This window comes from Georgenia satyanarayanai (assembly GCF_900116375.1).
Taxonomy (GTDB): domain Bacteria; phylum Actinomycetota; class Actinomycetes; order Actinomycetales; family Actinomycetaceae; genus Oceanitalea; species Oceanitalea nanhaiensis.
In genome coordinates this window covers 633582-659536 of the sequence record NZ_UETB01000001.1, presented here as the reverse complement: position 1 = coordinate 659536, position 25955 = coordinate 633582, and the positions used below count along the sequence as shown (strand labels likewise).

Annotated in this window: 19 protein-coding genes; 5 read left to right on the top strand and 14 right to left on the bottom strand. The window is 74.7% G+C overall.

Features of this window, described 5'->3' with window-relative positions:
* Nucleotides 1–2: 2 nt before the first annotated feature.
* From mltG to DSZ44_RS02825, 8 genes are all read right to left on the bottom strand, one after another.
* Nucleotides 3–1172 (bottom strand): endolytic transglycosylase MltG, encoded by a 1170-nt coding sequence (gene mltG, locus DSZ44_RS02865; protein WP_110851045.1) that lies wholly within the window; start codon nt 1170–1172, stop codon nt 3–5.
* A complete protein-coding gene (gene ruvX, locus DSZ44_RS02860) occupies nt 1169–1663 on the bottom strand; it encodes a Holliday junction resolvase RuvX (RefSeq protein WP_110851044.1) in 495 nt (164 codons plus the stop codon). Before ruvX ends, mltG begins: the two co-directional genes overlap by 4 nt.
* Complete coding sequence (gene alaS / locus DSZ44_RS02855) at nt 1660–4356, bottom strand: alanine--tRNA ligase (RefSeq protein ID WP_110851043.1); 2697 nt, start codon at nt 4354–4356, stop codon at nt 1660–1662. Before alaS ends, ruvX begins: the two co-directional genes overlap by 4 nt.
* Before the next feature lie 36 nt (nt 4357–4392).
* Nucleotides 4393–4626: a hypothetical protein gene (locus DSZ44_RS02850; RefSeq protein WP_110851042.1), complete on the bottom strand. Its 234-nt coding sequence runs from the start codon at nt 4624–4626 to the stop codon at nt 4393–4395.
* A complete protein-coding gene (locus tag DSZ44_RS02845; RefSeq protein WP_110851041.1) occupies nt 4626–4973 on the bottom strand; it encodes a DUF948 domain-containing protein in 348 nt (115 codons plus the stop codon). Before DSZ44_RS02845 ends, DSZ44_RS02850 begins: the two co-directional genes overlap by 1 nt.
* A 109-nt stretch (nt 4974–5082) precedes the next feature.
* Nucleotides 5083–5715, bottom strand: a complete 633-nt coding sequence (gene rpsD, locus DSZ44_RS02840; protein WP_110851040.1) for a 30S ribosomal protein S4 — start codon at nt 5713–5715, stop codon at nt 5083–5085.
* Between the two features lie 317 nt (nt 5716–6032).
* Nucleotides 6033–7370 (bottom strand): replication-associated recombination protein A, encoded by a 1338-nt coding sequence (locus DSZ44_RS02830; protein ID WP_110851038.1) that lies wholly within the window; start codon nt 7368–7370, stop codon nt 6033–6035.
* Nucleotides 7371–7540: 170 nt separating this feature from the next.
* Nucleotides 7541–9001, bottom strand: coding sequence for a threonine/serine exporter family protein (locus tag DSZ44_RS02825; protein WP_181424511.1), 1461 nt, complete (start codon nt 8999–9001; stop codon nt 7541–7543).
* Between the two features lie 85 nt (nt 9002–9086).
* Between DSZ44_RS02825 and DSZ44_RS02820 the strand changes: the two genes are divergently transcribed.
* Entirely contained in the window at nt 9087–11348 is a 2262-nt protein-coding gene (locus DSZ44_RS02820; protein WP_258369173.1) for an MMPL family transporter, read from the top strand.
* A 117-nt stretch (nt 11349–11465) separates the two neighbouring features.
* Here DSZ44_RS02820 and DSZ44_RS02815 read toward each other — a convergent pair whose 3' ends face one another.
* Both DSZ44_RS02815 and aspS read right to left on the bottom strand, forming a co-directional pair.
* Nucleotides 11466–12191, bottom strand: coding sequence for a GNAT family N-acetyltransferase (locus DSZ44_RS02815; protein WP_110851035.1), 726 nt, complete (start codon nt 12189–12191; stop codon nt 11466–11468).
* A 1-nt stretch (nt 12192) separates the two neighbouring features.
* Nucleotides 12193–13980: an aspartate--tRNA ligase gene (gene aspS, locus DSZ44_RS02810; RefSeq protein WP_110851034.1), complete on the bottom strand. Its 1788-nt coding sequence runs from the start codon at nt 13978–13980 to the stop codon at nt 12193–12195.
* A 114-nt stretch (nt 13981–14094) separates the two neighbouring features.
* On the opposite strand from aspS, the gene DSZ44_RS02805 reads away from it, so the two are divergent.
* Both DSZ44_RS02805 and DSZ44_RS02800 read left to right on the top strand, forming a co-directional pair.
* On the top strand, nt 14095–15474 hold the full coding sequence (locus tag DSZ44_RS02805; protein WP_110851033.1) for an MFS transporter: 1380 nt from the start codon (nt 14095–14097) through the stop codon (nt 15472–15474).
* A 223-nt stretch (nt 15475–15697) separates the two neighbouring features.
* A complete protein-coding gene (locus DSZ44_RS02800; RefSeq protein WP_110851032.1) occupies nt 15698–17470 on the top strand; it encodes a DEAD/DEAH box helicase in 1773 nt (590 codons plus the stop codon).
* Nucleotides 17471–17661: 191 nt separating this feature from the next.
* Here DSZ44_RS02800 and DSZ44_RS02795 read toward each other — a convergent pair whose 3' ends face one another.
* From DSZ44_RS02795 to DSZ44_RS02780, 4 genes are read right to left on the bottom strand one after another with little or no spacing between them, the layout of a single operon-like run.
* On the bottom strand, nt 17662–19233 hold the full coding sequence (locus tag DSZ44_RS02795) for a GTPase (RefSeq protein ID WP_110851031.1): 1572 nt from the start codon (nt 19231–19233) through the stop codon (nt 17662–17664).
* Entirely contained in the window at nt 19230–20975 is a 1746-nt protein-coding gene (locus tag DSZ44_RS02790) for a dynamin family protein (protein WP_110851030.1), read from the bottom strand. Before DSZ44_RS02790 ends, DSZ44_RS02795 begins: the two co-directional genes overlap by 4 nt.
* A gap of 1 nt (nt 20976) precedes the next feature.
* Complete coding sequence (gene hisS, locus DSZ44_RS02785) at nt 20977–22302, bottom strand: histidine--tRNA ligase (protein WP_110851029.1); 1326 nt, start codon at nt 22300–22302, stop codon at nt 20977–20979.
* A gap of 38 nt (nt 22303–22340) precedes the next feature.
* Nucleotides 22341–23051, bottom strand: coding sequence for an MBL fold metallo-hydrolase (locus DSZ44_RS02780; RefSeq protein WP_110851028.1), 711 nt, complete (start codon nt 23049–23051; stop codon nt 22341–22343).
* Between the two features lie 150 nt (nt 23052–23201).
* Here DSZ44_RS02780 and DSZ44_RS02775 point away from each other — a divergent pair, with 150 nt between their 5' ends.
* Both DSZ44_RS02775 and DSZ44_RS02770 read left to right on the top strand, forming a co-directional pair.
* On the top strand, nt 23202–23984 hold the full coding sequence (locus tag DSZ44_RS02775; RefSeq protein ID WP_110851027.1) for a peptidylprolyl isomerase: 783 nt from the start codon (nt 23202–23204) through the stop codon (nt 23982–23984).
* Entirely contained in the window at nt 23977–25947 is a 1971-nt protein-coding gene (locus DSZ44_RS02770) for a DUF349 domain-containing protein (RefSeq protein ID WP_258369171.1), read from the top strand. Before DSZ44_RS02775 ends, DSZ44_RS02770 begins: the two co-directional genes overlap by 8 nt.
* The last annotated feature ends 8 nt before the right edge of the window (nt 25948–25955 follow it).

Sequence of the window (25955 nt, the reverse complement as noted above, 5' to 3'; positions counted from 1 at the left end):
GCTCAGCCCTCGTCGTCGGTGGGGTTCGTCGCCAGCCACTCGCGGAAGAGCTCCTGGTTCTGCAGGTGCTCGGAGTAGTCCCCGGTGAAGCGTGTCTCGCCGGTGTCGAGGTTGACGGTGACGAAGTAGCACCAGTCGCCCTCGGGCGGGTCGAGCACGGCCTCGATGGCGGCGACGCCCGGGGCACCGATCGGCGTGGGCGGCAGCCCCGGGTGGATCCGGGTGTTGTACGGGTTGTCCGCGTTGTCGAGCTCGGAGCGCTCGGGCACGCCGCCGGAGCGGCCCAGGCCGTAGTTGATCGTCGAGTCCATGCCGATGAGGCCGTCGTCGCTGCAGTTCTGCAGACGGTTCTCCAGGACCCGCGCGACCTTCCCGCGGTCCTCCTCGCGGTTGACCTCGTGCTCGATGATCGAGGCGCGGGTGAGGACCTCGTGCTGCTCGTCGGCGGGCACGTCGAGCGACTCCAGGGTGCTCGTCGTCTGCTCGACCATGGCGGCGAGGATCGCGGTGGCGTCGGCGTCGGGCTCCAGGGTGTACGTCGCGGCGGCGAACCAGCCCTCGGGGTTCTCCGCGGCCTGCTCGGGCAGGCCGATCGCCTCCCGGTCCTCCGCGGCGGCCTCGACGTCCTCGAGGGGGATCTGGGCGACGCTGGCGACACGCTCGAAGATCTGCTCGGCGCGCCAGCCCTCGGGCACGGTGATGCGCAGCTCGGACTTGTTCGCGGGGTTGAGCAGTGCGCTGACAGCGTCCTCGGCGCGCATCTCGGCCATGAGCTCGTAGGTGCCGGGCTGGATCTGCGCGGCGTCGGGGTTGGCGCTGAAGGCATCGACGAAGGCCTGCTGCGAGGCGACGACACCGGCCTCGACGAGCGTGCTGCCCATCGCGGCGCCGGTGGCGCCCTCCTCGATGACGACGGGCACGCTGCCCGAGCCCGGGCCGGGGTAGTCGTCCGCCGCGGGGGTGTCGGTGCCGTCGAAGAGGGGGCGCAGGACGAGGAAGGCCCCGACGACGAGAGCGGCGACGAGCAGGAGGCTCAGCACGACCGCGACGGCGGTCCGCCGACGGCGGCGCCGCTTCCGCTCGGCACGGTCACGTCGTGCGGAGCGTCGCTCGACGGACGAGCGCGGCTCGGGCTCATCGGCCAGCAGGGCCTGGTCGAAGAGGTCGCTCACGCGTCTGCCTCCATTCCGTGGTCGACGAGCTCCCCCGCCGGTTGACCTGTCCGGCGCTCCTGGTCCAGGGCAGCCTGGAGGATCATGACGGCGGCGACCTGGTCGACCACCGCCCGGTGGCGCCGCCCCGGTCGGCCCGACCGGTGCAGCGCCTGGTGGGCACTGACGGTCGTCAGCCGCTCGTCGACGAGCCTGACGGGCACGGGGTCGCACGCTCGCGCCAGGTCCACAGCGTACTCCCGCGCCAGCGCCGCAGCATGCCCTTCGGCGCCGGACAGCTGCCGGGGCAGGCCGACGACGACGGCCGCGGCCTCCACCTCCCGGACGATCTCCACGACCCGCCGCAGCTGCGCGGGGCGGTCCCCGGTCACGGTCTCGACCGGGGTGGCGAGCAGACCGTCGGCGTCGCTGCGCGCGAGGCCGACCCGCACCGCACCGACGTCGACGCCGATGCGGGCGCCGCGGGCGAAGGCGGGTGCCTGGTCACTCATCGAGCGACCACGCCCCGCACGTCGTCCAGGACCCCGTCGAGGGCGGCCGGGACCGCCGCCGGGTCGGTGCCGCCGCCCTGCGCGACGTCGTCCTTGCCTCCGCCGCCGCCACCGAGGCGGCCGGCGGCGCCGCGGACGAGCTGGCCGGCGCGCAGGCCCGCCTCACGTGCCGCGGCGTTGGTCGCGATGACGACGGCCGGGCGGCCGTTGCTCGTTCCCGCGACGGCGACGACGGCGGGACGGGCGTCACCGAGCCGTCCCCGGACGTCGAGGACCAGGGTGCGCAGGTCGTCGCCCCCGGCGACCTCACCGGCGTCGTGCACGACGACGAGGGTCCCGTCGATGTCCTGGGCGGCACCGGCGAGGGCGCCGGCCCCTGCGAGGAGCTGCTGGCGCCGGACCGCGGCCAGCTCCTTCTCGGCGGCCTTGAGGCGGCTCATGAGGGAGGACACGCGCTCGGGCAGCTCCTCGGGACGGCCACCGAGCAGGCTGGTGACCTGGCCGACGAGGGCGTGCTCCCGGGCCTGGAAGCCGTAGGCGCCGGCCCCGACGAGCGCGTCGACGCGGCGCACTCCCGAGCCGATGGAGGACTCCCCGAGGAGGGTGACGCGGCCGATGTTGCCGGTGCGCGGCACGTGGGTGCCGGCGCACAGCTCGCGCGACCAGTCCCCGCCGATGGACACCACGCGCACCCGCGAGCCGTACTTCTCGCCGAAGAGCGCCATCGCGCCGGACGCCTTGGCGTCCTCGATGTCCATGACCTCGTCGGTGACCTCGAGGTCCTCGGCGAGCTGGCTGTTGACGCGCTCCTCGATCTCACCGACGACGGCGCCGGGCACCTGGGCACCGTGCCGGAAGTCGAGGCGCAGGCGGGAGGGCGCGTTCTCGGAGCCGGCCTGGGTGGCCTGCTCGCCGAGCGACTCGTGCAGCGCCTTGTGGACCATGTGGGTGGCCGAGTGGGCGCGGGCGATCGCCGTGCGGCGGGCGGTGTCGATGCTCGCGACACCGGTCTCGTCGAGCGTGACGGTGCCCTCGGTGAGGCGGCCGCGGTGGACGACGAGGCCCCTGACCGGGGCCTGGACGTCGTCGACCGTGACGATCCCGCCGCCCTGGAGCCGGATGGTGCCCTGGTCGGCGAGCTGGCCGCCGGCCTCGGCGTAGAACGGGGTGCGGTCCAGGACGACCTCGACGTCGGCGGGCGCCGTGGCGGCGGGCACCGGCCGCCCGTCGACGAGCAGGCCCACGAGCCGGGCCTCCGCCGTCGTGTCGGTGTAGCCGAGGAAGATCGTGCTGCCGCCGAGGCGGTCCTGCAGCTCGCGGTAGTGGGCCGGGTCCACGTGGCCGGACTTCTTGGCCAGCGCGTCGGCGCGGGCGCGCTCGCGCTGCTCGGCCATGAGGTCCCGGAAACCCTGCTCGTCCACGGCCACGCCCTGCTCGGCGGCCATCTCGAGGGTGAGGTCGATCGGGAAGCCGTAGGTGTCGTGGAGCGCGAAGGCGTCGGTGCCGGGCAGCTGCGGGCGGCCGGTGTCACCGGCGGAGGACTTGGCGCGGTTCACGGCGGTGTCGAGGATCGTCGTGCCGGCGACGAGCGTGCGCCGGAAGGCCTCCTCCTCGCCGTAGGCGACGTCGCTGATGCTCGCGAAGTCCCGCTCGAGCTCGGGGTAGGACGGGGACATCGCGTCCTTGACCACGGGGAGCAGCTCGGGCAGCACGGGCTCGTCGACGCCGAGCAGTCGCACCGAGCGCACGGCGCGACGGATGAGGCGGCGCAGCACGTAGCCACGACCGTCGTTGCCCGGGCGCACGCCGTCGCCGATGAGCATGAGCGCCGAGCGGACGTGGTCCGCGACGATGCGCATGCGCACGTCGTCCTCGCCGTCGGCGCCGTACCGGCGGCCGGTGAGCGCCTGCGTCGTCGCGATGAGCGGGTAGACCTCGTCGGTCTCGTACATGTTCGCCTTGCCCTGGAGCAGGTAGGCGATGCGCTCCAGGCCGGCGCCGGTGTCGATGCTCTTGTGCTCGAGCTCGCGGATCAGCGGGTAGTTCTTGCCGGTGCCCTCACCGCGGAGGAACTGGTCGAAGACGAGGTTCCAGATCTCGAGGTAGCGGTCACCGCCCGGGTCGACCGTGCCGCCCTCGGCCTCCGGGCCGAACTCGGGGCCGCGGTCGTAGTGGAACTCCGCGCAGGGGCCGGCGGGGCCGGGCTGGCCGGTGTCCCAGAAGTTCTCCTCGCGGGGCAGGCGCACGATGTGCCGCTCGTCCACGCCGATCGCCTTGAGCGCGTCGTGGGCCTCGGTGTCCTGGTCCCAGGTGGTCACCCAGAGGCGGTCCCCCTCCAGCCCGTAGCCGCCGTCGGCCTGGGAGCTGGTGAGGAGGTCCCAGGCGTAGCCGATCGCCCCCTCCTTGAAGTAGTCCCCGAAGGAGAAGTTCCCGTTCATCTGGAAGAACGTGCCGTGGCGCGTGGTGCGACCGACGTTCTCGATGTCGTTGGTGCGCAGGCACTTCTGGACCGAGGCGGCACGCGGCCACGGCGCCTCCTGCGTCCCGACGATGTAGGGGATGAAGGGCACCATGCCGGCGATCGTGAAGAGGATCGACGGGTCCGGCGACACGAGCGGGACGCTCGGCGCGATGTGGTGGTCGTGCTTGGCGAAGTAGTCGAGCCAGCGGGAGCGGATCTCGGCGGTGCGCAATGGGACCTCGGGGGAAGGGTCGGGAGGGACGGAGTGTCAGTGGCGGTCGTCGCGGGCGCGGGCCGCGGCCTCGACGACGGCGTCGTCCGGCAGCAGCCGCTCACGCAGCTCGGCCTCGCGGGCGGCGTAGTCGGTACGGAAGCCCTCGACGCGGGCCCGGACGCCGGCGGCGGCGGACTCGAGCCGGGCTCCGACTCCGCGGCGGACGGCCGGGGTGGCGAGCACGAGGACGGCAACGACCGTCACGCCGACGACGGCGGTGCGACGCATCAGGCGCCCCGCCGGAAGGCCCGCCGCACGGCGTAGGAGAAGGCGGCCACCTTGATGAGCGGGCCACCGACGGTCGCGGAGACGAGCGTCGTGAGGGCCGAGACGTTCTGCGAGACCTCGGTGGCGGCCGTGGTGACGGCGTCGACCTTGGCCAGCTGCGCGTTGCTCGCCGCGATGGTGGCCGCGGCCTCGTCGACGACCGGCAGCGCGTGGGCGGTGACCTCACGGACCGAGTCGGTCGCGGCGTCGAGCACCTTGCCGACCTTGAGGAGGGGGACGGCGAGGAAAGCCACGAGCGCGAGGAACGCGACGGCGGCCACGATCCCGGCGATGTCGCCGATGTTCATCTGCTGGCTCCTTGGTCGGGCGGGTGCTGCGGGGAAGGCTACCCGGAAATGTCCGCGCCCCGGGTACCGGCGTGGCCGGCGCCCGGGGCGCAGAGTCGAGCAGGGTGGGTCAGCGCGAGTAGTACTCGACGACCAGCTGCACGTCGCAGGTGACGGGGACCTCGTCGCGCTTGGGGCGACGGACGAGCTGGACGCGGAGCTTCTCCAGCGCGACGTCGAGGTAGCCCGGGACGTCCGGCAGGACGTCGCGGTGCGCACCGGCGGCGGCGATCTGGAACGGCGTCATGGTCTGGCTCTTCGGCTTGACCTGGACGACCTGGCCGGGCTTCACGCGGAAGGAGGGGCGGTCCACGAGCTTGCCGTCCACGAGGATGTGGCGGTGCACGACGGCCTGGCGCGCCTGGGCGATCGTGCGGGCGAAGCCGGCGCGGAGCACGAGGGCGTCCAGACGCATCTCGAGCAGCTCGACCAGCGACTCACCGGTCAGGCCGGACTCCTTGCGGGCCTCCTCGAAGACGCGCGTCATCTGGGCCTCGCGCAGGCCGTACTGCGCGCGCAGACGCTGCTTCTCCTTGAGGCGGACGGCGTAGTCGGACTCGGTCCGACGACGGGCGCGGCCGTGCTCACCGGGCGGGTAGGGGCGCTTCTCGAAGTGCTTGACCGCCTTGGGGGTCAGCGCGATGCCGAGGGCGCGGGACAGGCGCACCTGGCGGCGCGACCGTGCCTGGTTGTTCTTGCTCATGCGTGTACTTCCTGTCGTTGTGACGTCACGCGAGTGGGAGGACTCCCCTCGCGCGGGGCCGACCGTCGAAGGCTGGGACCCCAGGTGGCTGCCCGAAGGCAACCGGACAAGCCTACCAGCGCCCTCCCGGCGTCGGCGTAGCCCCCCTGTGACCTCCGCCGCACCCGCACCCGCACCCGCACCCGCCCACTCACTTCCCGCCGACAGCGCACTTCCCGCCGACAGCGCACTTGCCGCCGACAGCGCACTTGCCGCCGACAGCGGACTTCCCGCCGACAGCGCACTTCCCGCCGGACGGGGGCACCGGCGCCGGGACGTCAGCCGTTGCCGAGGATGTCGCGGATGCGCTCGAGGCGGGTGGTGATGTCCCGCTCCAGCCCGCGTGGGCGGGGCTCGTAGTACCGGCGTCCGACGAGCTCGTCCGGCAGATACTGCTGGGAGGCGATGGCGTGGGGGACGTCGTGGGCGTAGACGTAGTCGGTGCCGTGGCCGAGCTTCTTCGCCCCCGCGTAGTGCGAGTCGCGCAGGTGCGGCGGCACCGGCCCGGCCTTCCCGGCGCGGACGTCCGCGATGGCCTCGCCGATGGCCCGGTAGGAGGCGTTCGACTTGGGCGCCGTCGCGATGTGGACGACCGCCTGGGCCAGGACGAGCGCACCCTCGGGCATCCCGATGAATGCGACGGCGTCCGCGGCGGAGACGGCGGTGTGGAGCGCCGTCGGGTCGGCCATGCCGACCTCCTCGGCAGCCGCGATGACGATGCGCCGCGCGATGAAGCGGGGGTCCTCCCCCGCGACGATCATCCGGGCGAGGTAGTGGAGCGCGGCGTCGACGTCCGAACCCCGCATCGACTTGATGAAGGCGCTCGTGACGTCGTAGTGCTGGTCGCCGTCGCGGTCGTAGCGCACCGCTGCGACGTCGATGGCGCGCTCCATCGTCGGCAGGTCGATCGTCCCGGCGTCGTCCGCGGCGCCGGCCGCGGCCTCGAGGATGGTCAGCGCCTTGCGCGCGTCGGCACCGGCCAGCCGCACGAGGTGGTTCAGGGCGTCGTCGGCGAGCTCGTAGCGCCCGCCCAGCCCGCGCTCGTCCTCCAGTGCCCGTGCCACCAGCGCGCGGATGTCCTCCTCCTCCAGCGGCTGGAGGGTGAGGAGCAGGGAGCGGGACAGGAGCGGGGAGATGACGGAGAAGCTCGGGTTCTCCGTCGTCGCCGCCACGAGGGTGACCCATCCGTTCTCGACCGACGGCAGGAGCGCGTCCTGCTGGGTCTTGGAGAAGCGGTGCACCTCGTCGATGAACAGGACCGTCTCCCCGCCGGTGCTCACGAGGCGCCGCCGGGCGTCCTCGACGACCTGTCGGACGTCCTTGACGCCGGCGGTCACGGCGGAGAGCTCGACGAAGCGACGCCCGGAGGCGTGGGCGACGAGGTAGGCCAGCGTCGTCTTCCCCGTACCCGGCGGCCCCCAGAGGATGACCGAGGACGCACGGGAGGTACCGCCCGGCTCGACGAGCCGCCGGAGGGGCGCGCCCGGCTTGAGCAGGTGCTCCTGGCCGACCACCTCGGCGAGAGAGGCGGGACGCATCCGCACGGCGAGCGGCGCGTCCGGACGGGCGGCGGGGGTGCCGGCGTCGTCGGCGCCCACGGAGTCGAAGAGGTCCACGCCCGGAGCCTACGTCGCGCCGCGCGGTGGGTGCGTCGGGCGTGATTCAGCTGTCGGCGACAAGTGCGCTGTCGGCGACAAGTGCGCTGTCGGCGGGAGGTCGGCGGTCGGCGACAAGTGCGCTGTCGGCGGGAGGGGGGTGAGTCAGCTCTCGGCGGGAGGTGGGGTGGTCAGATGCGGGCGCCGCGCGCGCGGCTGCGGGCCCGGCGCTCCCAGCGGTCCATCTCCGAGCGCAGCGAGAAGGCGAGGAACTCCCCCAGCGTGACTCCCGCCGCGAGGGCGAGGCCGACCGACAGCGCCCGGATCGCCAGCTGTCCGCCCCCGATGACGTCACCGCCCTCGATGAAGTCGAACATCGCGGCGTAGATCGACAGGCCCGGCAGCATCGGAGTGACCCCGCACACCGACACGACGAGACTCGGCAGGCGCCCGCGGTCCCCGATGACGCCGGCGAGCAGTCCGACGAGGAGCGCGGCGAAGAAGGCGGCTCCCGCCGGCCCGAGCCACAGGGCGTCGACCGCGTAGTAGATGCCGGCCGCGACCGCGCCGACGAGCGAGATGAGCCAGATGTTGGCCGCCCGCGTGTAGGACGCCACCGCCCACGACCCGGCGATGACCGCGCCGCAGGCGATCTGCACCAGACCCGGCGGCGCGTTGCCGAAGACGTCCCCGATGTACAGCGGCACCCCGAGCCGCCGCCCGAGGTCCAGCACGAAACCGATCCCGACGACGAGCCCCACCGTGTAGAGCGCCACCTCGAAGGACTTGGCGGCCGCGGTGAGCGGGTAGCCGGAGATCGCGTCCTCCGCGGCGCCGACGAGCTGCATCCCGGCGAGCAGGACGACCATGCCCGAGGCGACGACGAGCGACGGCGGCAGCAGCGCCCGGTCCCAGCCGAACGTGTCCTGCCCCCACAGCAGCGCGATCGCCACGAAGGTCGCGATGCCGGCGCCCACGGCCTGCTGGAAGAGATAGGGCAGCCCCCAGCGGCGCAGCACACGCAGCGCACGGTCGATGAGCGCCGTCGTACCGGCGGCGACGATGGCCACCTGCCACCCACCACCCAGCAGCCCGGCGACACCGGCGGCCATGACGCCCAGGGCCAGGGTGACGACCCAGCGCCGGTAGGGGTGCGGCGAGTCGAGGACGTCCTCCAGGCGGGTGTGGGCGCGCTCGAGTGACAGGCGGCCCGCAGCCGCGGCGTCGACCATGGCGAAGAGGTCGGCGAGGCGGCTGTAGTCGGAGGTGCGGACGTTGATGACCCGCATCTTGGTGATGGGGTCGTCATCGCGGTCGATGGACGCGGAGATCGAGATGAAGGTGATGTCGACGTGGCAGTTCGTCACGCCGTAGGAGGCGGCCAGCCGCAGCAGGGCCGCGGTGACGTCGGCCACGGGCGCGCCCGTGGCGATCATCGCCTCGCCCACCCGCAGGACGAGGTCGAGGACGGAGCGCTCGGTCTCGGCCGCGAGGTCGGACTGCCGGCGGCGTGCGGACAGGGCCAGGGTGGGCGGTCCGCTGCCGGCGACCACCCGTCGCGCCCGTTCACGCAGGATCGACTCGCGGCGGACGTGCCCCTCGGCGCGTGGCGCGCCGAGGGGCGCGGTCTCGTGTTCGGGAGTCGTCGCCACGGCCATGACGCTACGTCACCAGCACGCCCCGCGACGAGGGCCCAGGGCACGCTGTGACGGCCTCCACGGTGAGAGACTGACCGCCGTGTTCGATGCACTCGCCCGCGGCGTCATCCGTCGCCCCCGGACCACCCTCGCCGTGTGGACCGTCCTCGTCCTCTCCTGCCTCGCGCTCGCCCTCGGAGCGGTCGGTGACGGCCTGTTCGCCAGCCTCCACTCGGGCGAGCCGAGGGTGCCCGGGGCCGAGAGCCAGGAGGGGCGTGACATCCTCGCGGCGTCGCCCGAGAACGGTGAGGAGGTGACGCTGCTCGTCCAGGGCACCGACCTCGGCGACCCCGAGGTCTCAGCGGGGCTCGCCGCGGCGCTCATCCCGGTGCGCCAGGACGTCGAGAGCCTCGACGGCGTGGCCACCGTCCTCGACCCCTTCCTCGCCCCGGAGGGGCCGCAGGACCCGCTCGTCGCCTCCCTCGTCTCCGCCGCGGACGACGGGTTCCTCCTCATCGCCGAGCTCGAGCCCGGGCTCGACGACGGCGGCGCTGCCCGCACGGCCGTCGAGGACCGTCTCGAGGAGGTGCCCGCCGAGCTCGCCGACGTGGCGCCGGACGCCAGCGGCATCGTCTCGAGCAACGAGCGGGTCGTCTCGGCCGTCACCGACCGGGTGGAGGCCGACCTCGCCCGCGGCGAGGCCATCGCGTTGCCGCTGTCCCTCCTCGTCATGGTGGTGGTCTTCGGCGGCTTCCTCGCCGCGAGCATGCCGCTCGTCGGCGCCGTCGCCTCGATCGCCGGCGGGCTCGGAGCGCTGCTCGGTTTCGCCCGGGTCATCGAGCTCGACGCCGTCGTCGTCAACGTCGTCACGGTGCTCGGGCTGGGACTGTCGATCGACTACGGGCTGCTCATCGTCTCCCGGTACCGCGAGGAGGCCGCCGACCTCGTCGCCTCCACCGCGAGCACCGGCCTGCCGCTGCGGCGCCGGCGGCGTCGCACCCACGGGCGGGCGGTCGTCGAGGAGGCGGTGCGCCGCACGGTGCGCACGGCGGGCCGGACCGTCACGTTCTCGGCGGTGACGATCGCGGTCGCGATCAGCGCCCTCATGCTCCTGTCCCCCGACATCCTGCGCTCCCTCGGCGCGGCCGGGGTGTCCGTCGTCGTCATCGCCCTCGCCACGGCGCTCACGCTCGTGCCCGCGCTCCTCGTCCTGCTCGGCGAGCGGCTGCAGCGGCCCTCCGTGCTGACCCGAGTGCCCGCGCTCGACCGGCTGCTCGGCCGCCTCGGTGACGTCGCCCCGGAGGACGGCGTGTTCGCGCGGCTGGCGCGCGGCGTCCACCGCCGCCCGTGGCTCGTCATCGTCGGCACGGTCGCCGTGCTCGGGCTGCTGGCCTCACCCGTACTGGGCCTGCAGCTGCGCAACTCGACGACCGACCTCATCCCGGCCAGCTCCGACCAGCGCGAGTTCATCACCGTGCTGGGCGAGGACTACCCGGGAGCGACCACCCCGCCCGTCCTCGTCGTCGCCGACACGGACGTCGCCACCGCGCAGACCTGGGCGCAGGAGGTCGCGGCGCTGCCCGACGTCACGGGCGTGGGCGAGGTGACACCCACGGAGTCCGGCGAGCACGTCGTCCTCGGCGTCGACATCGCGTCCACCGACGCCGGCGGTGAGGTGGCGACCGACGTCGTCCACGCGCTGCGCGAGCTCGACCCGGGCTTCCCCACGTGGGTGGTGGGACAGGCCGCCAACCAGGTCGACTTCCTCACGGCGGTCGGCGAGGGGCTGCCGCTCGCCGGTGGGCTCGTCCTGCTCGCCGTCGCCGTCCTCCTCTTCCTCATGACGGGTTCGGTCCTCATCCCGGTCAAGGCGGTGCTCGTCAACGCGCTCGGCCTCGCCGCGGCGCTGGGGGTCACGACCTGGGTCTTCCAGGAGGGGCACCTCTCGGGCCTCCTCGGGTTCACGCCGATCGGCGGGCTGGAGACCTACGTCGTGGTCGTCGTCATCGCCTTCGGCTTCGGGCTGGCGATGGACTACGAGGTCTTCCTCCTCGCCCGCATCAAGGAGTACTGGGACACGGGGCACGACAACGACGCCGCCGTCGAGCACGGGCTGCAGCGCTCGGGGCGGATCATCACCTCGGCCGCGCTCATCATCACCCTCGTGTTCCTCGGCTTCGTCGCCGGTGAGCTCATGGTGATCAAGCAGGTGGGCCTCGCCCTGGCGGTCACGGTGCTCGTCGACGCGACCCTCGTCCGGATGCTCCTCGTCCCCGCGACGATGACGGTCCTCGGCAGGTGGAACTGGTGGGCGCCGGCGGCGCTGCGCCGCGTCCACGACCGCATCGGCATCACGCACTGACGGCCGAGGCGCCCTGCTCGCCAAGGTGTGGGATCTCCGGCCTCCGCGGCCGAGAATCCCACATCGAGCCGGAGGCTCCTTGGGGGCACCAAGCCTCAGGCCTTGACCTGCCCGGATCTAGGCCGTGGGCTTCGCGACGACGTTCTCGATCTCCTGGCCGACGGCGTAGCCCAGGCGCGTGTAGATGCGCCGGGCGGCGTCGTTGTCGGTCCAGATGCCGTAGTGGACGAGCGGGTGCTCGGTCAGCGCCCACCGGGTGACCGCGGCCATCATCGCGCCGCCGACGCCCCGGCGGCGCCAGCTCGTGTCCGTGCCCAGCCCCGAGAGGTGCACCGGGCCGCCGGCGGGTGCGTTGACGGCGACGACGCCGCGCAGGACCCCGTCCTCGTCCCGGTAGCCCCACCACCGGAGGTCGGGGTCGGCGGGGTCGGCGCTCGTGTCCGGGTTGGCGCGCGACAGGCAGGCGCGCACCTCCTCGGCGGCGTCGGGTCCCGTCACCGGGCCGACGCGCTCCTCCCCCGGCTGGAGCGGCGGCACCTCGGCCGACCACATCCAGTCCCACACCGGCCCGGCCCGCAGGCCGAGCCGCTCGCGTGCGTCCGCCGGGACGAGCTCCCACGTGCCGCGCGTGAGCAGGCCGAAAGGCACGGCGGGCACGCCGTCGGCGGCGGCGCGGGAGAGCGCGGACGCGAGTGCGTCCGGCTCGCCCGCGCCCACGAGCTGCTGCCGCTCCCCCGACGGGCGACGCACCCGCACGAGCAGGAGCGTCGCGCCGTCGGCGTGCCAGGCCCGCTCCTCCTGCCAGCGGCTGGCGTTGGCGCGGAGGAAGAGGTGGCGCCCCACCTCAGGCGGTGGGAGCGGCCGGCTCGGCCTTCTTCGGCTTGGCGTCCACGCCGGCCTCGCGGCGCTGCTCGGGGGTGATCGGCGCCGGTGCCTGGGTGAGCGGGTCGTAGCCGCCACCGGACTTCGGGAAGGCGATGACCTCGCGGATCGACTCCGAGCGGGTGAGCAGGGCGACGATCCGGTCCCAGCCGAAGGCGATCCCGCCGTGCGGCGGGGCGCCGTAGGCGAAGGCGTCGAGCAGGAAGCCGAACTTCTCCCGCGCCTCCTCCTCGCCGATCCCCATCATCGCGAAGACGCGCTCCTGAACGTCGCGGCGGTGGATACGGATCGACCCGCCGCCGATCTCGTTGCCGTTGCACACGATGTCGTAGGCGTAGGCCAGCGCGTTGCCCGGGTCCTCCTCGAAGCGGTCGACCCACTCCGGGGTCGGGGAGGTGAAGGCGTGGTGGACGGCGGTCCAGGAGCCGGAGCCCACCGCGACGTCGTCGTCCTCGCCCGTGGGCTTGAACAGCGGCGCGTCGACGACCCAGACGAAGGACCAGGCGTCCTCGTCGATGAGCCCGGTGCGGCGGCCGATCTCCAGGCGCGCGGCGCCGAGGAGGGCACGGGCCTCGCCCTGCTTGCCGGCGGCGAAGAAGATCGCGTCGCCCGGCTGCGCGCCGGTGGCGGCGGCCAGGCCTGCGCGCTCCTCGTCGGTGATGTTCTTGGCGACCGGTCCGCCCAGCGTCCCGTCCTCACCCACGGTGACGTAGGCCAGGCCCTTGGCGCCGCGCTGCTTGGCCCACTCCTGCCACGCGTCGAACTGCCGGCGGGGCTGGCTCGCGCCGCCGGGCATGACGACGGCGCCGACGTAGGGCGCCTGGAAGACGCGGAAGGGCGTGCTCGCGAAGTACTCGGTGAGCTCGGTGAGCTCCAGACCGAAGCGCAGGTCGGGCTTGTCGGTGCCGTAGCGGGCCATCGCGTCGGCGAAGGTCATCCGCGCGATCGGGGCGTCGATCTCGTGGCCGATGAGCGCCCACAGCTCGCGCAGCACCTCCTCGGCGACGCCGATGACGTCCTCCTGGTCGACGAAGCTCATCTCGACGTCGAGCTGGGTGAACTCGGGCTGGCGGTCGGCGCGGAAGTCCTCGTCGCGGTAGCAGCGCGCGATCTGGTAGTAGCGCTCCATGCCGGCGACCATGAGCAGCTGCTTGAACAGCTGCGGCGACTGCGGCAGGGCGTACCAGGAGCCGGGCGACAGGCGCGCGGGCACGAGGAAGTCACGGGCGCCCTCGGGGGTGGACCGCGTGAGGGTGGGGGTCTCGATCTCGACGAAGCCCTGGTCGTCCAGCACCCGGCGGGCGGCCTGGTTGACCTTGGCGCGCAGGCGCAGGGCGTGCGCGGGCTCCTTGCGGCGCAGGTCGAGGTAGCGGTACTTCAGGCGCGCCTCCTCGCCGACCTGGCCGCCGTCCTCGGCGTGCTCGGAGACCTGGAAGGGCAGCGGGGCGGCCGCGTTGAGGACGACGACGTCGCTCGCGATCACCTCGATGTCACCGGTCGCGAGGTTGGGGTTGGCGTTGCCCTCCGGACGCTGGGACACCTCACCGGTCACCTGGACGACGAACTCGGAGCGCAGCTCGTGGGCCACGTCCTCGTCCCGGATGACGACCTGGGCGATGCCCGAGGCGTCCCGCAGGTCGATGAAGGCCACCCCGCCGTGGTCACGGCGGCGGTCCACCCACCCGGCGAGGGTGACGGTGGTGGCGATGTCGGCGGAGCGCAGCGAACCTGCGTCGCGAGTGCGGAGCACGAGGATCCTTCCCTTGGTCGGGCGCACCGCTAGACGGGCGGGCGCTCGGCCAATCCTAGTTGGCCCGCCGGGCCCGGCTACCACCGGAGGTCCGCGAGGCGCGATGATCCGGGTATGACCCGTGCGTCCGCCCGGGCGACGGCCCCGCCCGACCTCGTGCGGCTGCTCCTCGTCGCCTCCGTCGTCCTCATCACCCTCGTCGCCTTCGAGAACCTCGCCGCCAGCGCCGCCCTGCCCGCGGTGAGCGAGGAGCTCGAGGGCCTGCGTCTGTACCCGGTGGCCGCCGGCGCGCCCCTGGCGGCGCAGCTCGTCGCGACGGCGGTGGCCGGGCGGTGGGCCGACGCCCGCGGCCCCCGACCGGTCCTCCTGCTCGGGCTCGTCCTCTTCCCGCTCGGCCTCGTCCTCGCGGGGACCGCCCCGACGATGGAGGTCCTCGCCCTCGGGCGGGGGGTGCAGGGTCTGGGCGGCGGCTTCCTCATCGTGCCGCTGTACGTCCTCGTGGGGGCCATCGTGCCGCCCGCGCGCCAACCGGGCTTCTTCGCGTGGTTCTCCGCGGCGTGGGTGGTGCCGGCGCTCGGCGGGCCGGCGCTCACCGGGCTCGTCGTGGACCACGCGTCGTGGCGCTGGGTGTTCCTCGGCGCGGCGGTCCTCGTGGGCACGGCCGCCCTCTCCTTCACCCCGCTCCTGCGCCACATGCCCGCCCGCGGGACGGCCCACGCGTCCGGCCCCGCGGTGCGCGGGCTCGTCCTCGCCGCCACGGGCGCGGGCGCCGCCGTCGCCGTCCTCCAGGTGGCGGGCAGCGCCCAGCAGGGGTGGTCGCTGCCCGCGGTCGGGATGGCGCTCGCCGTCCTGGCCGTGTGCCTGCCGCGGCTGCTGCCCTCCGGCACGGTGCGCCTGCGGGCCGGCGTGCCCGCCGCAGTCGCCTGCCGCGCGCTGCTCAACGCCACCTTCATGACGAGCCAGACCTTCCTCCCCCTCCTCCTCGTCCGCGAGTACGGCTGGTCGGTGACGGCGGCCGGCTTCGTCGTCGCCGTCTCCTCCCTCACCTGGGCCGTCGGCGCCTTCGTCCAGGGCCGCGTGGCGAGCGAGGCCGGGCGGGCACGCCTCACGTGGGCCGGGCCGCTCGTCCTCGCCGTCGGGACGCTGGTGACGGCCGGCGCGGCGCTGCCGGGCGCGAGCCCCTGGCTGGCGGTGCCCGGCTCGGCGGTCGCCGGCCTGGGCATCGGGATGGTCTACCCGGCGCTCACCGTCCTCGCGCTGCGGCTCACGCCCGCCGCGCAGCACGGGGAGGTCAGCGCCTCCCTCCAGGTGGCCGACGCGCTCGGTGCCGCCACCGGCCTGGCGGCGTCGGGGGCGATCGTCCTCGCGCTCATCGACTCGGGCGGGACCGTCGCCTACCTCGCCGGGCTGCTCCTCGCCACGGCCGTCGGCCTCCTCGCCACGGCCGCCGGTGCCCGCGCCCCGAGGAACAGCTCGGCTCTCGCCGACGCGTGAGCCGACCGGCGGACGCCTGAGCGACGCCGACGCGTGAGCCGACCGACCCTGTGCCGAGCGTCACCGCGCCCCGCCGACCGCGCGCGGCACCCTGCCGGTAGTCTGGTGGCTCCTGGAGTGTGTATGTGCCGCCTCAGGTCCCGTGCGGAAGTGTCGCTGGTCGGGGCCCATCGCGGAGGGTGCGTCGCCTGCCTGGCGTGCGTAAGCCCCACTCCGCTATCTGATGGGTTGTCTTTTCTTGACTGCTGTCCTCAATGACCTTGCCCCCGCACGCCCGGAGACCGGTTTCGCCGACCTCGGACTGCCGGACGACCTCCTCTCCGCGGTCACCGACCTCGGCTTCACCACCCCCACCGGCATCCAGACCGAGGCGATCCCGCTGCTGCTCGCCGGCCGCGACGTCGTCGGCGTCGCCCAGACGGGTACCGGCAAGACGGCCGCCTTCGGCCTGCCGCTCCTCGCCGCCGTCGACCCCAAGCTCCGCGCCGTCCAGGCCCTCGTCCTGGCCCCCACCCGTGAGCTCGCGCTCCAGGTGAGCGACGCCATCGCGACCTTCGCCTCGCACCAGCGCGGCCTCACGGTGCTGCCGATCTACGGCGGCTCGAGCTTCACGCCGCAGCTGCGCGGCCTGCGCGACGGCGCCCAGGTGGTCGTCGGCACGCCCGGCCGCGTCATGGACCTCATGGAGAAGGGCAGCCTCGACCTGTCGAACGTCCGCTTCCTCGTCCTGGACGAGGCCGACGAGATGCTCCGGATGGGCTTCGCCGAGGACGTCGAGCAGATCGCCGCCCGCGTCCCCGCCGGCCGCCGCACCGCCCTCTTCTCCGCGACCATGCCGGCCGCGATCAAGCGCGTCGCCGCCACCCACCTCACCGACCCGGTCCGCGTCAGCGTCACCCCGGCGTCGTCGACGGTGAGCAACATCGAGCAGACCTACGCCGTCGTGCCGTTCCGTCACAAGACCGGTGCCCTGGCCCGCGTCCTCGCGATCAGCGACGCCGACGCCGCCATCGTCTTCGTCCGCACCAAGTCCGCCGCCGACGAGGTCGCCATCGAGCTCGCCGGCCGCGGCATCCAGGCCGCCGCGATCTCCGGCGACGTCGCGCAGAAGGACCGCGAGAAGCTCATCGACCGGCTCCGCTCGGGCACGCTCGACGTGCTCGTCGCGACCGACGTCGCCGCCCGCGGCCTCGACGTCGAGCGCATCGGCCTCGTCGTCAACTTCGACGTGCCCCGCGAGACCGAGACCTACGTGCACCGCATCGGCCGTACCGGCCGCGCCGGCCGCAGCGGCCGCGCCCTCACCTTCCTCACCCCCCGCGAGCGGGGGCAGCTGAGCCAGATCGAGCGCGCCACGGGCAGCCGGCTCCAGGAGGCCGTCATCCCCAGCCCGGCGGACGTCTCCGCCCACCGGGCCAGCTCCATGCTCGCCAAGGTCGGGGACCGGCTCGCCGCCGGCCGTCTGGACCTCTACCGCGAGATCCTCGACGGCTCCGAGCACGACCTGCGCGAGATGGCCGCCGCCCTGCTCGCGATCGCAGTCGGCGACGACGGCCCCGCGCCCCGCGAGGAGCGCAGCGTCGAGGACGCCGGCCCTCGCCAGCGCCGCGAGGAGCGCTACGACTCCTCCGGTGAGTTCGTCGGCGCCACCTTCGAGGAGGGCCGCGACAACAGCCACCGTCACACCGGCCCGCGCACCGGCCGCGCCGGCACCCGCTCGCGTCACCGCGACGGCTCCGGCACCCGCTACCGCGTCGAGGTCGGCCACCGCGACGGCGTCCAGGCGGGCGCCATCGTCGGCGCGATCACCGGTGAGGGAGGTCTGCGTGGCCAGGACCTCGGCAAGATCGACATCTTCCCGAGCTTCTCCCTCGTGGAGATCAGCCAGGAGCTCAGCCCGGAGACGAGCCGGCGCATCGCCGCCGCGCGCGTCGCCGGCCGCCCGCTGAAGATCCGTCCCGACACGGGCCCCGGCCCGCGCAAGCCGCGCCGCTGACACCTCAGCGTCACCGGGAGCCGGTCGTCCGCAGCAGCGGGCGGCCGGCTCTCGGCATGTGTGGGCGGCGCGGCGCCGTGAGCTACCCGGTTCACCTCAGCCGGGGCTGAGCGGGCGAGGGAGCTCGGACGACAAGCGGGTAGACCAGCAGGTGGACAGCTACGTCTCGCGGGCGGGCCGGCTCTCGCCGTTCACCGGGCGGCGAGCTCCACGGCGGCGGAGAACTCCCGGTAGCGGTCGAGGTCCGCGCGGAGCGGCTCGACCATGACCCGGGTGGCGGCGTCCTCGACGGCAGCCGCGAGCCGGCCGCGGGCGCGCCGGGCCGCCCGGCGGGCGCCGACCCGCGCGAGCAGCCGCCCCGCGACGGCGAGGAGCAGCCCGGCGGCCAGGCCACCGAGGAGCAGCGCCGTCGGCCACGGCAGCGGCCCCGCCATCGGCGTCTCGGGCTCGGGCAGCCTCAGGTAGCCGAACAGGGCCAGCGCGCCCAGCCACGCGGCCCCGGCCAGCGCCGTCGTGAAGAGGAGCACCCCGAGCACGGCCCACAGCCGCCACCACCGCGGACGGTGCTCGGCGCCCAGGTCGGTGCGGGCGACGGCGGTGTCGAGCGCGTCGACGAGCACCGGGACCCGGTCCTCGACCCGCTGGGTGACCGCGCCCCGCCAGGGCTCGGCCATCCCCTCGGTTGCGCTCCACGCGAGGTCGTGGACGCCGGTGCGCACGCCCGCCTCCTGCGCCGGGGTGGGTGCGGGCAGGGACGAGGCGCCGGCTGCCGGCGACTCGAGGTGCAGGCGGCGCAGCGGGTCCGGGCGCAGCCGTCCCAGCCAGCGCAGCGGTGGCCAGCCGACGTGCCGGCCCGCGCGGCGCCGGTAGGACCGCTCGACGGCGGTGACGACCTCTCGCACCCCGGCGGCCGACGCGCAGGCGTCCACGAGGCGGCCGGCGTCCGGGGCCGAGGCCTCACCGCCGGTGGTGTCCCGCAGGGTCGCGGCGACGGTGCGCACGTCGGCCTCGAGCCGGTCGCGCGCCGCGCGACCCTCCGCGGCCAGGCGCGCGAGGCGGGCACTGAGCTCGGGCACGCCGGCGCTCGTGCGGGCGGAGGTGGTGAGGAGCTCGACGTCGCCCACCCCGTCGTCGGCCAGTATCTGACGCAGGTGGGCGAGCACGCCGGGCAGCTCCTCGGCGGGCAGCCGGTCGACCTGGTTGAGGACGACGACGCTCACCGACGCGTGCTCGCGCAGCGGGCGCAGGTACTCCTCGTGGACGACGGCGTCGGCGTACTTCTGCGGGTCGAGCACCCACACGAGGGCGTCGACCCGGTCGGCGAGGCGCGCGGCGACGGCGCGGTTCTCCACCCGGGTGGAGTCGATGTCCGGGAGGTCGAGGAGCACGAGGCCCGAGAGCGTCGGGTCGGCGGGCCGCAGCCGCCGGTCGGGGACCTCGAGCCAGTCGAGGAGCCCGGTGACGCCCGGCGCCTCCCAGACGGCGGCCAAGGGCTGCGTGGTGGTGGGACGGCGCGCGTGGACGGCGGCCAGCGGCTCCCCGACGAGCGCGTTGAACAGGCTCGACTTGCCCGAGCCCGTGGCGCCGAGGAGCGCCGCGACGGTCACGCCGGGCGCGAGTGCGCTGCGGGCGCCGGACCGCTCGAGGACCTCGCGGGCGGGCAGCAGGCGGGCCGGCGGCACGACCCCCTCGCCGAGCTCGACCGCCGTCGTCAGGGCGGTGACGCGATCCTCGAGGAGGGGCGCACGCGAGCGGCGCCTCATCGGCCCGCCTCGCCGGTGCGCACGGCGTCGGCTGCCGCGTGCAGGCCGTCCGCGGCGTCGGCGTCCACGCCGAGTCCTGCCACGCGCTCCAGCCAGGGGCGCCGGTGCTCCTCGAGGAGCCGGTCCACCCGCTCGCCGAGGTCGCGCTGGGCGTGCCGGGCGAGCTCGCGGACGGCCTGGTCCCCGAAGACCATCTCGAGGACCTTCTGGCCCACGACGGCGGTGCCGCCGGCCACGCCCACCTCGATACCGGTGAGCCCGCCGGAGAAGGCGAAGACGACGAGCATGAGGGCGACCCCGGAGGCGTTGACGCCCAGCGAGAGCATCCGGGCGCGTACACGCCGGTCCTCCCCCTCGGCGCGGACCCGCTCGAGGAGAGCCCGCTGCCAGTCGCGCACCTCGGCGGCGACCTCCTCGGCGAGCCGGGGACGGTCGGCGGCGGCCGGCCGCGGCGGCAGGCCCTCGAGGGCCGTGGTCCCACCCGGCAGGCCCTGCCAGGCGCGGCGGGTCTCGCGCTCGGCGTGCTCGACCTCGGAGACGACGAGCGTGACGAGCCCGCTCTCGATCGCCTCCTCCGCGCGGGCCTGGGTGGGTGGCCGTCCGCGCAGGAAGCCGGCGACCCGGTCACGCAGGCGACCGACGGCGGCCTCGACTCCCCGCAGCCACTCCCCCGTGCCGACGAACTCCTGCCACCGGGCGAGGACCTCCCCGCGCAGCAGCGTGCCGTCCTCGGTGGCCTCCATGACGGCGCGTGCCGCCGCCGCGTGGTGCTCGACGGCGGCCTGCGTGAGACCGTCGGCGGCCTGCGCCTGGGCGCGTGCGGCAGCGGCGACGTCGGCGGCCCCCCGCAGCACCCCGGCGACCGCACCGGCGAGGGTCTGGCGCGCGACACTCGCGCGGGTGCCGGCGTCGGCGACGAGACCGGTGAGCCAGGTGCGCACGGGGCCGATGTCGGCGTCGGGCAGGCGGCGCGCCGCGCCGGCGGGCTGCTCGGAGACGACGAACAGGGGCGCGTGCGCGAGCCCCTCCGTCTCGAGTCGCTCGGCGAGGTCGGCACGGATCTCCCCGGCCGTGCCGGGCGGCACCCGGTCCAGGACGACGGCGACGACGACGCGCCGGGCCGCTGCTTCGCGCAGCAGCTCCCAGGGGACGGCGTCGGCGTAGCGGGCCGCCGTCGTGACGAAGATCCACAGGTCGGCGGCCGCGAGGAGCTGGGTGGCCAGACGCCGGTTGGCGGCGACGACGGAGTCGATGTCCGGCGCGTCGAGGAGCGCGAGCCCTCGCGGGACGGTGTCGGCCGCGACGAGGCCGAGCTCGGTGATCGGGTCCTCCTCGGCGGCGTGCGGCGTGGCCGGTGCGGCCCCCTGGACCCGGGCGAGCCCGGGCAGGACGCGGTCGCCGGTGAACCAGGCGGCGTCGTCGGGGTGGTGGACGAGGACGGGGCGCCGGGTGGTCGGCCGGATCGCCGACGCGCGCGAGACCTCCTGGCCCACGAGGGAGTTGACGAGCGTCGACTTGCCCGCACCCGTGGAGCCGCCGACGACGGCGAGCAGGGGCGCGTCCAGCCGCTCGGCGCGGGGCAGGACGTAGTCCTCGAGCTGGTCGACGAGGCCACGCTGCAGCCGCCTGGCCTCCTCCACGCCGGGCAGGTCGAGCGGCAGGGCCGTGCGCGCGAGCCGCTCGTCCAGCGTGCGCAGGCCCGCGACGACGTCGTCGCGCGGCTCGCCGGAGACTTGGGTCATCTCAGGTCCGCTGCACCGACGGCAGGAGGTCCTCGGCGGGCGGGGCCCAGCTCGCGGGGTCGGCGGGCGCCTGGTCCCCGGAGCGGATGTCCTTGACCTCGTCGCCCTCGGCGCCCGGGAACCAGACGAAGGGGATGCCGAGCCGGTCCGCGTGGCGGATCTGCTTGCCGAACTTCGCGGCGGTGGGGGCGACGTCGGTGGGGATGCCGCGGGCGCGCAGGGCGGCGGCGACGTCCTCGCTGCGGCGGCGCTCCTCCTCCGAGCCGACGGCGACGAGCACGGCCGTGGGCACCGCGCGGCTGGCGGTGGCCAGCCCGGCGCCGAGGATGCGGGCGACCAGTCGCGACACGCCGATGGACAGCCCGACGCCGGGGTAGGTGCGCGAGCCGTCGGAGGCGAGGGAGTCGTAGCGGCCGCCGGAGCAGATGGAGCCGAGGTCCTCGTGGCCGACGAGCGTCGTCTCGTAGACCGAGCCCGTGTAGTAGTCCAGGCCGCGGGCGATCGAGAGGTCGGCGACGACGGTGCCCGGGACGCGCTCCTCGGCCGCCTCGACGAGCGCGACGAGCTCGGACAGGCCCTCCTCCAGCAGCGGGGTGCTCACGCCCAGGGCGCGCACGCGCTCGGCGACGCTCGCGTCAATGCCGTTGACCGCGGCGAGCTCGAGGGCCTGGCGGGCCTGCTCGGGCGTGGCGCCGGCGTCCTTCTCCAGGAGCTCGGCGACGGCGTCGGGGCCGATCTTGGCGAGCTTGTCGATGGCGCGCAGCGCCCCCTCGACGTCGGTGAGCCCGATGCCCGTGTAGAAGCCCTCGGCGATCTTGCGGTTGTTGACCGCGATGCGCACGGGCGGGATCGGCAGCGTGGACAGGGCCTCGGCCATGACCAGGGGCAGCTCGACCTCGTAGTGGAAGGGCAGCGTCTCGGAGCCGACGACGTCGACGTCGGCCTGCGTGAACTCCCGGAAGCGGCCCTCCTGCGGGCGCTCCCCGCGCCACACCTTCTGGATCTGGTAGCGCTTGAAGGGGAAGACGAGCTTGCCGGCGTGCTCGAGCACGTACCGGGCGAGCGGCACGGTGAGGTCGAAGTGCAGGCCCAGGCGCTTCTCCGAGGAGGCGCCGTCCTCGTCGTGCAGGCGGCTGACCGCGTAGACCTCCTTGGAGGTCTCCCCCTTGCGCAGGAGCTCCTCGACGGGCTCGACGGCGCGGGTCTCGATGCCCGCGAAGCCGTGCAGCTCGAAGGTGCGGCGCAGGACGTCGAGGACGTGGGTCTCGACCGCGCGCTCGGCGGGCAGCCACTCGGGGAAGCCGGACAGGGGGGTGGGACGGGCCATGGGGCGATCCTAGTGAGGTTCGGGCGGTGGGCCGGTGCTCAGGCCAGTGCGCGGGCGATGAACGGGTTGGTCGCGAGCTCGCGCGCCGTCGTCGTCGCGGGTCCGTGCCCGGGGACGAGGAGGGCGCCGGCGGGCAGCGAGGAGGCGAGCTCGCGCAGGGTGCGGCGCATCATGGCCTCGTCCCCGCCCGGGAGGTCGGTGCGCCCGACGGAGCCGGCGAAGACGACGTCCCCGGTGAGGACGACGGGGCCGTCGTGGGAGGCGACCCCGGCCTCGGCGAAGGCCGGCCCGTCGAGGGCGGTGACGCCGTCGAGTCGCCACAGCGTGCTGCCGGGCGTGTGGCCGGGCGCCGCGACGGCGTGCAGGACGACGCCGGGGACCGGCTCGTGGGCTCCGGGCCCGACAGGTCGCACGTCGCTCACCGGCTGCCACGGTGCGCCCGCGAGGCTCGCGAAGGCGCTGCCGACGACGCCGAGGTGGGCGCCCGGGTCAGCGAGCCGGTCGGCGTCGTCGGCGCCGATGAGCACGGGCGCGTCGCCCGCCACCGCGGCACAGTCCCACAGGTGGTCGGCGTGCCCGTGGGTGAGGACGACGGCGCCCACGTGGAGGCCGTGACGGCGCAGCACCTCGCCGACGAGGGGGGCCGAGCCGGCCCCTGGGTCGACGACGACGGCGGGCCCGTCCGACCCCGCCGCGAGGACCAGGGTGTTGGTGCCGAAGACCGGCGAACGCAGGCCGTGGAGGAGCATCCGACCACCTTAGCCAGCGGCCCGGACGGCGCCCGACGACGGGCCCGGCGCCACTCCGGCGTGAGGACGGTCACGGCGGGCTCGGGTTCCGCCTAGACTTGTCGGCGTTCGTTCGTCGCGGTGCCGCCGGCACCACCACCAGGAGAACTCGTGACCCGCAGCAGCAAGCAGGAGCGCGCGTACCAGAAGCGTCGGCAGGAGAGCTGGGACAAGCGCAGCCGCGAGAAGGCCGCGCGCCGGCGCCGCACGACGATGGTCGTCGCCACGATCGTCGGCCTCGCCGTCGTGGCCGCCGTCATCGCCCTGCTGCTGATCAACCGGCCCGAGGACGAGCCCGACGTGCAGCCGACGGACACCCCGACGACGGCGCCCGCCGAGGAGGCCGCTCCCCTGCCGACGACCGACCCCGAGCTCTACGACGCCGCGCCCGACCCGGCGGAGGCCGAGGGCCGCACGTGGCAGGTGACCGTGCAGACGAGCGCCGGCGACATCGGGATGGAGATCGACGGGGAGAACGCCCCGCAGGCGGCGGCGAACTTCCTGCGCCTCGCGCGTGACGGCTTCTACGACGGCACGGCCTGCCACCGGCTGCTGCCCGACTCGCTGCTCCAGTGCGGCGACCCGACCGCCACCGGCACGGGTGGGCCCGGTTACAGCTTCGGGCCGGTGGAGAACGCCCCCGAGGACGACCTCTACCCGGCGGGCACGCTCGCCATGGCACGACAGTCAGGAAATGCAGAGTCGATGGGCAGCCAGTTCTTCATGGTGTTCGCCGACGTCCCACTTCCGTCGGACAACGCCGGCGGTTACAGCGTCTTCGGTCGTGTGACCGAAGGGCTGGACATCCTCCAGCAGGTCGGCTCGGCGGGCACCGTCGAGGGCACAGAGCAGCCGGCCCTTCCCGTCACCATCGAAGGAGTGACCATTGACTGAGCAGCAGACCCCGCACCCCGCGGACGAGCCGACAGCGGACGCGATCGAGAGCGTGGCGCTGACGGAGCAGGGGGGATTGCCGCCTGCTCCTGCTGCCACGCAGGGCGCTCCCGTCGAGCAGGCCGACGCCGAGCCGGTCGAGGAGTCCCCCTCGCAGCCGGACGCCGGCGCCGACGCACCCTCCGAGCAGGCTGCGGCGCCCGCAGAGGCCGCCGAGGAGCCGGAGGCCGCCACCGGGCCGGCCGACGCCCCCGCCGAGCAGGTCGAGGCACCCGCCGAGCAGGCGGACACCCCCGCCGAGCAGCCCGAGGCACCCGCCGAGCAGCCCGAGGCACCCGCCGAGCAGGCGGACACCCCCGCCGAGCAGCCCGAGGCACCCGCCGAGCAGGCGGACGCACCCGCGGACCAGGCAGACGCACCCGCCGAGCAGGCAGACGCCCCCGCGGACCAGGCAGACGCACCCGCCGAGCAGGCAGACGCCCCCGCCGAGCAGCCCGAGGCACCCGCGGTGCAGGCGGACACCGAGCCCGCCTCGGCGGAGCCCGGTGGCGCGATCGAGGCCGAGGCCGCCGAGGCACCCGCGCCCGCACCGCGGCCCACGGCGGTCCCCCGGCCCCGGCCGCTGCCCAAGCCCTCCGCCCTGCGCAAGCCCGCGGCGCAGGCACCGGGCGCGGCGCCCGCGCCGGCCGTGGTCGCTCCCGTCCTCGACGACGCCAAGGAGGCCGCAGCGGCGGCCGCCTGGGGTCGGGTGGACCCGGACGGCACCGTCTGGGTGCGCGAGGCCGCCGGGGAGCGCACCGTTGGCCAGTACACCGGCGCCGACATGGACGAGGCCCTCGCCTTCTACGTCCGCCGCTTCCTCGACCTCCAGGCACAGATGCTGCTTTTCGAGACCCGCCTGCCCCAGCTGCAGACCAAGGAGATCGACCAGACCCTGGCCACGCTCACCGAGGCGCTGGCCGAGCCGGCGGCCGTCGGGGATCTCGACGGTCTGCGCGCCCGCGTGGAGACGCTGCGGGAGCGCGCGGCAGCCCGCCGCAAGGAGATCAGCGCCGAGCGCGAGGCCGCCAAGGCCAAGGCGCTCGAGGAGCGCACGGCGGTCGTCGAGCGCGCCGAGGCCATCGCCGCCGCGGACCCGGCCAGCACCCACTGGCGTTCCAGCGGTGACGAGCTCCGCGCGCTCCTGGACCAGTGGAAGCAGGCTCAGCGCTCGGGCCCGCGTCTGGACCGTCCCACCGAGGACGCGCTGTGGAAGCGGTTCTCCCGCGCGCGGACGACCTTCGACCGCAACCGGGGCCACTTCTTCTCCCAGCTGGACGCCACGCAGTCGGAGGTCAAGCGGGCCAAGGAGCAGCTCATCGCCGAGGCCGAGGCGCTGTCGACCTCGAAGGACTGGGGGCGCACGTCCGCCGCGTACCGGGACCTGATGGACCGGTGGAAGGCCGCCGGCCGCGCCAGCCGCAAGGAGGACGACGCCCTGTGGGCGCGCTTCCGCGCCGCCCGGCAGGCCTTCTACGAGGCCCGGGAGAACGAGAACGCCCAGATCGACGCCGAGTACGCGGCCAACCTCGAGGTGAAGCTCGCGCTGCTCGAGCAGGCGGAGGCGCTGCTCCCGGTCACCGACCCGGAGGCCGCGAAGGCGGCCCTGCGCCCGATCCAGGACAAGTGGGACGAGGCGGGCAAGGTCCCGCGTAGCGACGTCCAGCGGGTCGAGGGCCGGATGCGGGCGGTCGAGCAGGCCGTGCGCGACGCGGACCAGGAGCGGTGGAGCCGCAGCGACCCGGAGAAGAAGGCCCGCGCCGAGGGCGCGGCGGCCCAGCTCTACGAGGCGATCGACGGCCTCGAGCAGCAGCTGGCGCAGGCGCGCGCCGCTGGTGACCCCCGGGCCGAGAAGGAGGCGGCCGCGGCGCTCGAGGCGCGGAAGTCCTGGCTCGACCAGATCCTGCGATCCACGGGGTCCTGAGCCCGAGC

What these genes read in the sequence shown, in the direction of transcription:
- DSZ44_RS02845 (WP_110851041.1), bottom strand. Translation starts at nt 4,973, where the DNA reads ATGAACATCGGCGACATCGCCGGGATCGTGGCCGCCGTCGCGTTCCTC.
- ruvX (WP_110851044.1), bottom strand. Translation starts at nt 1,663, where the DNA reads ATGAGTGACCAGGCACCCGCCTTCGCCCGCGGCGCCCGCATCGGCGTC.
- DSZ44_RS02795 (WP_110851031.1), bottom strand. Translation starts at nt 19,233, where the DNA reads ATGAGGCGCCGCTCGCGTGCGCCCCTCCTCGAGGATCGCGTCACCGCC.
- DSZ44_RS02780 (WP_110851028.1), bottom strand. Translation starts at nt 23,051, where the DNA reads ATGCTCCTCCACGGCCTGCGTTCGCCGGTCTTCGGCACCAACACCCTG.
- DSZ44_RS02805 (WP_110851033.1), top strand. Translation starts at nt 14,095, where the DNA reads ATGACCCGTGCGTCCGCCCGGGCGACGGCCCCGCCCGACCTCGTGCGG.
- DSZ44_RS02850 (WP_110851042.1), bottom strand. Translation starts at nt 4,626, where the DNA reads ATGCGTCGCACCGCCGTCGTCGGCGTGACGGTCGTTGCCGTCCTCGTG.
- DSZ44_RS02790 (WP_110851030.1), bottom strand. Translation starts at nt 20,975, where the DNA reads ATGACCCAAGTCTCCGGCGAGCCGCGCGACGACGTCGTCGCGGGCCTG.
- hisS (WP_110851029.1), bottom strand. Translation starts at nt 22,302, where the DNA reads ATGGCCCGTCCCACCCCCCTGTCCGGCTTCCCCGAGTGGCTGCCCGCC.
- DSZ44_RS02800 (WP_110851032.1), top strand. Translation starts at nt 15,698, where the DNA reads ATGGGTTGTCTTTTCTTGACTGCTGTCCTCAATGACCTTGCCCCCGCA.
- rpsD (WP_110851040.1), bottom strand. Translation starts at nt 5,715, where the DNA reads ATGAGCAAGAACAACCAGGCACGGTCGCGCCGCCAGGTGCGCCTGTCC.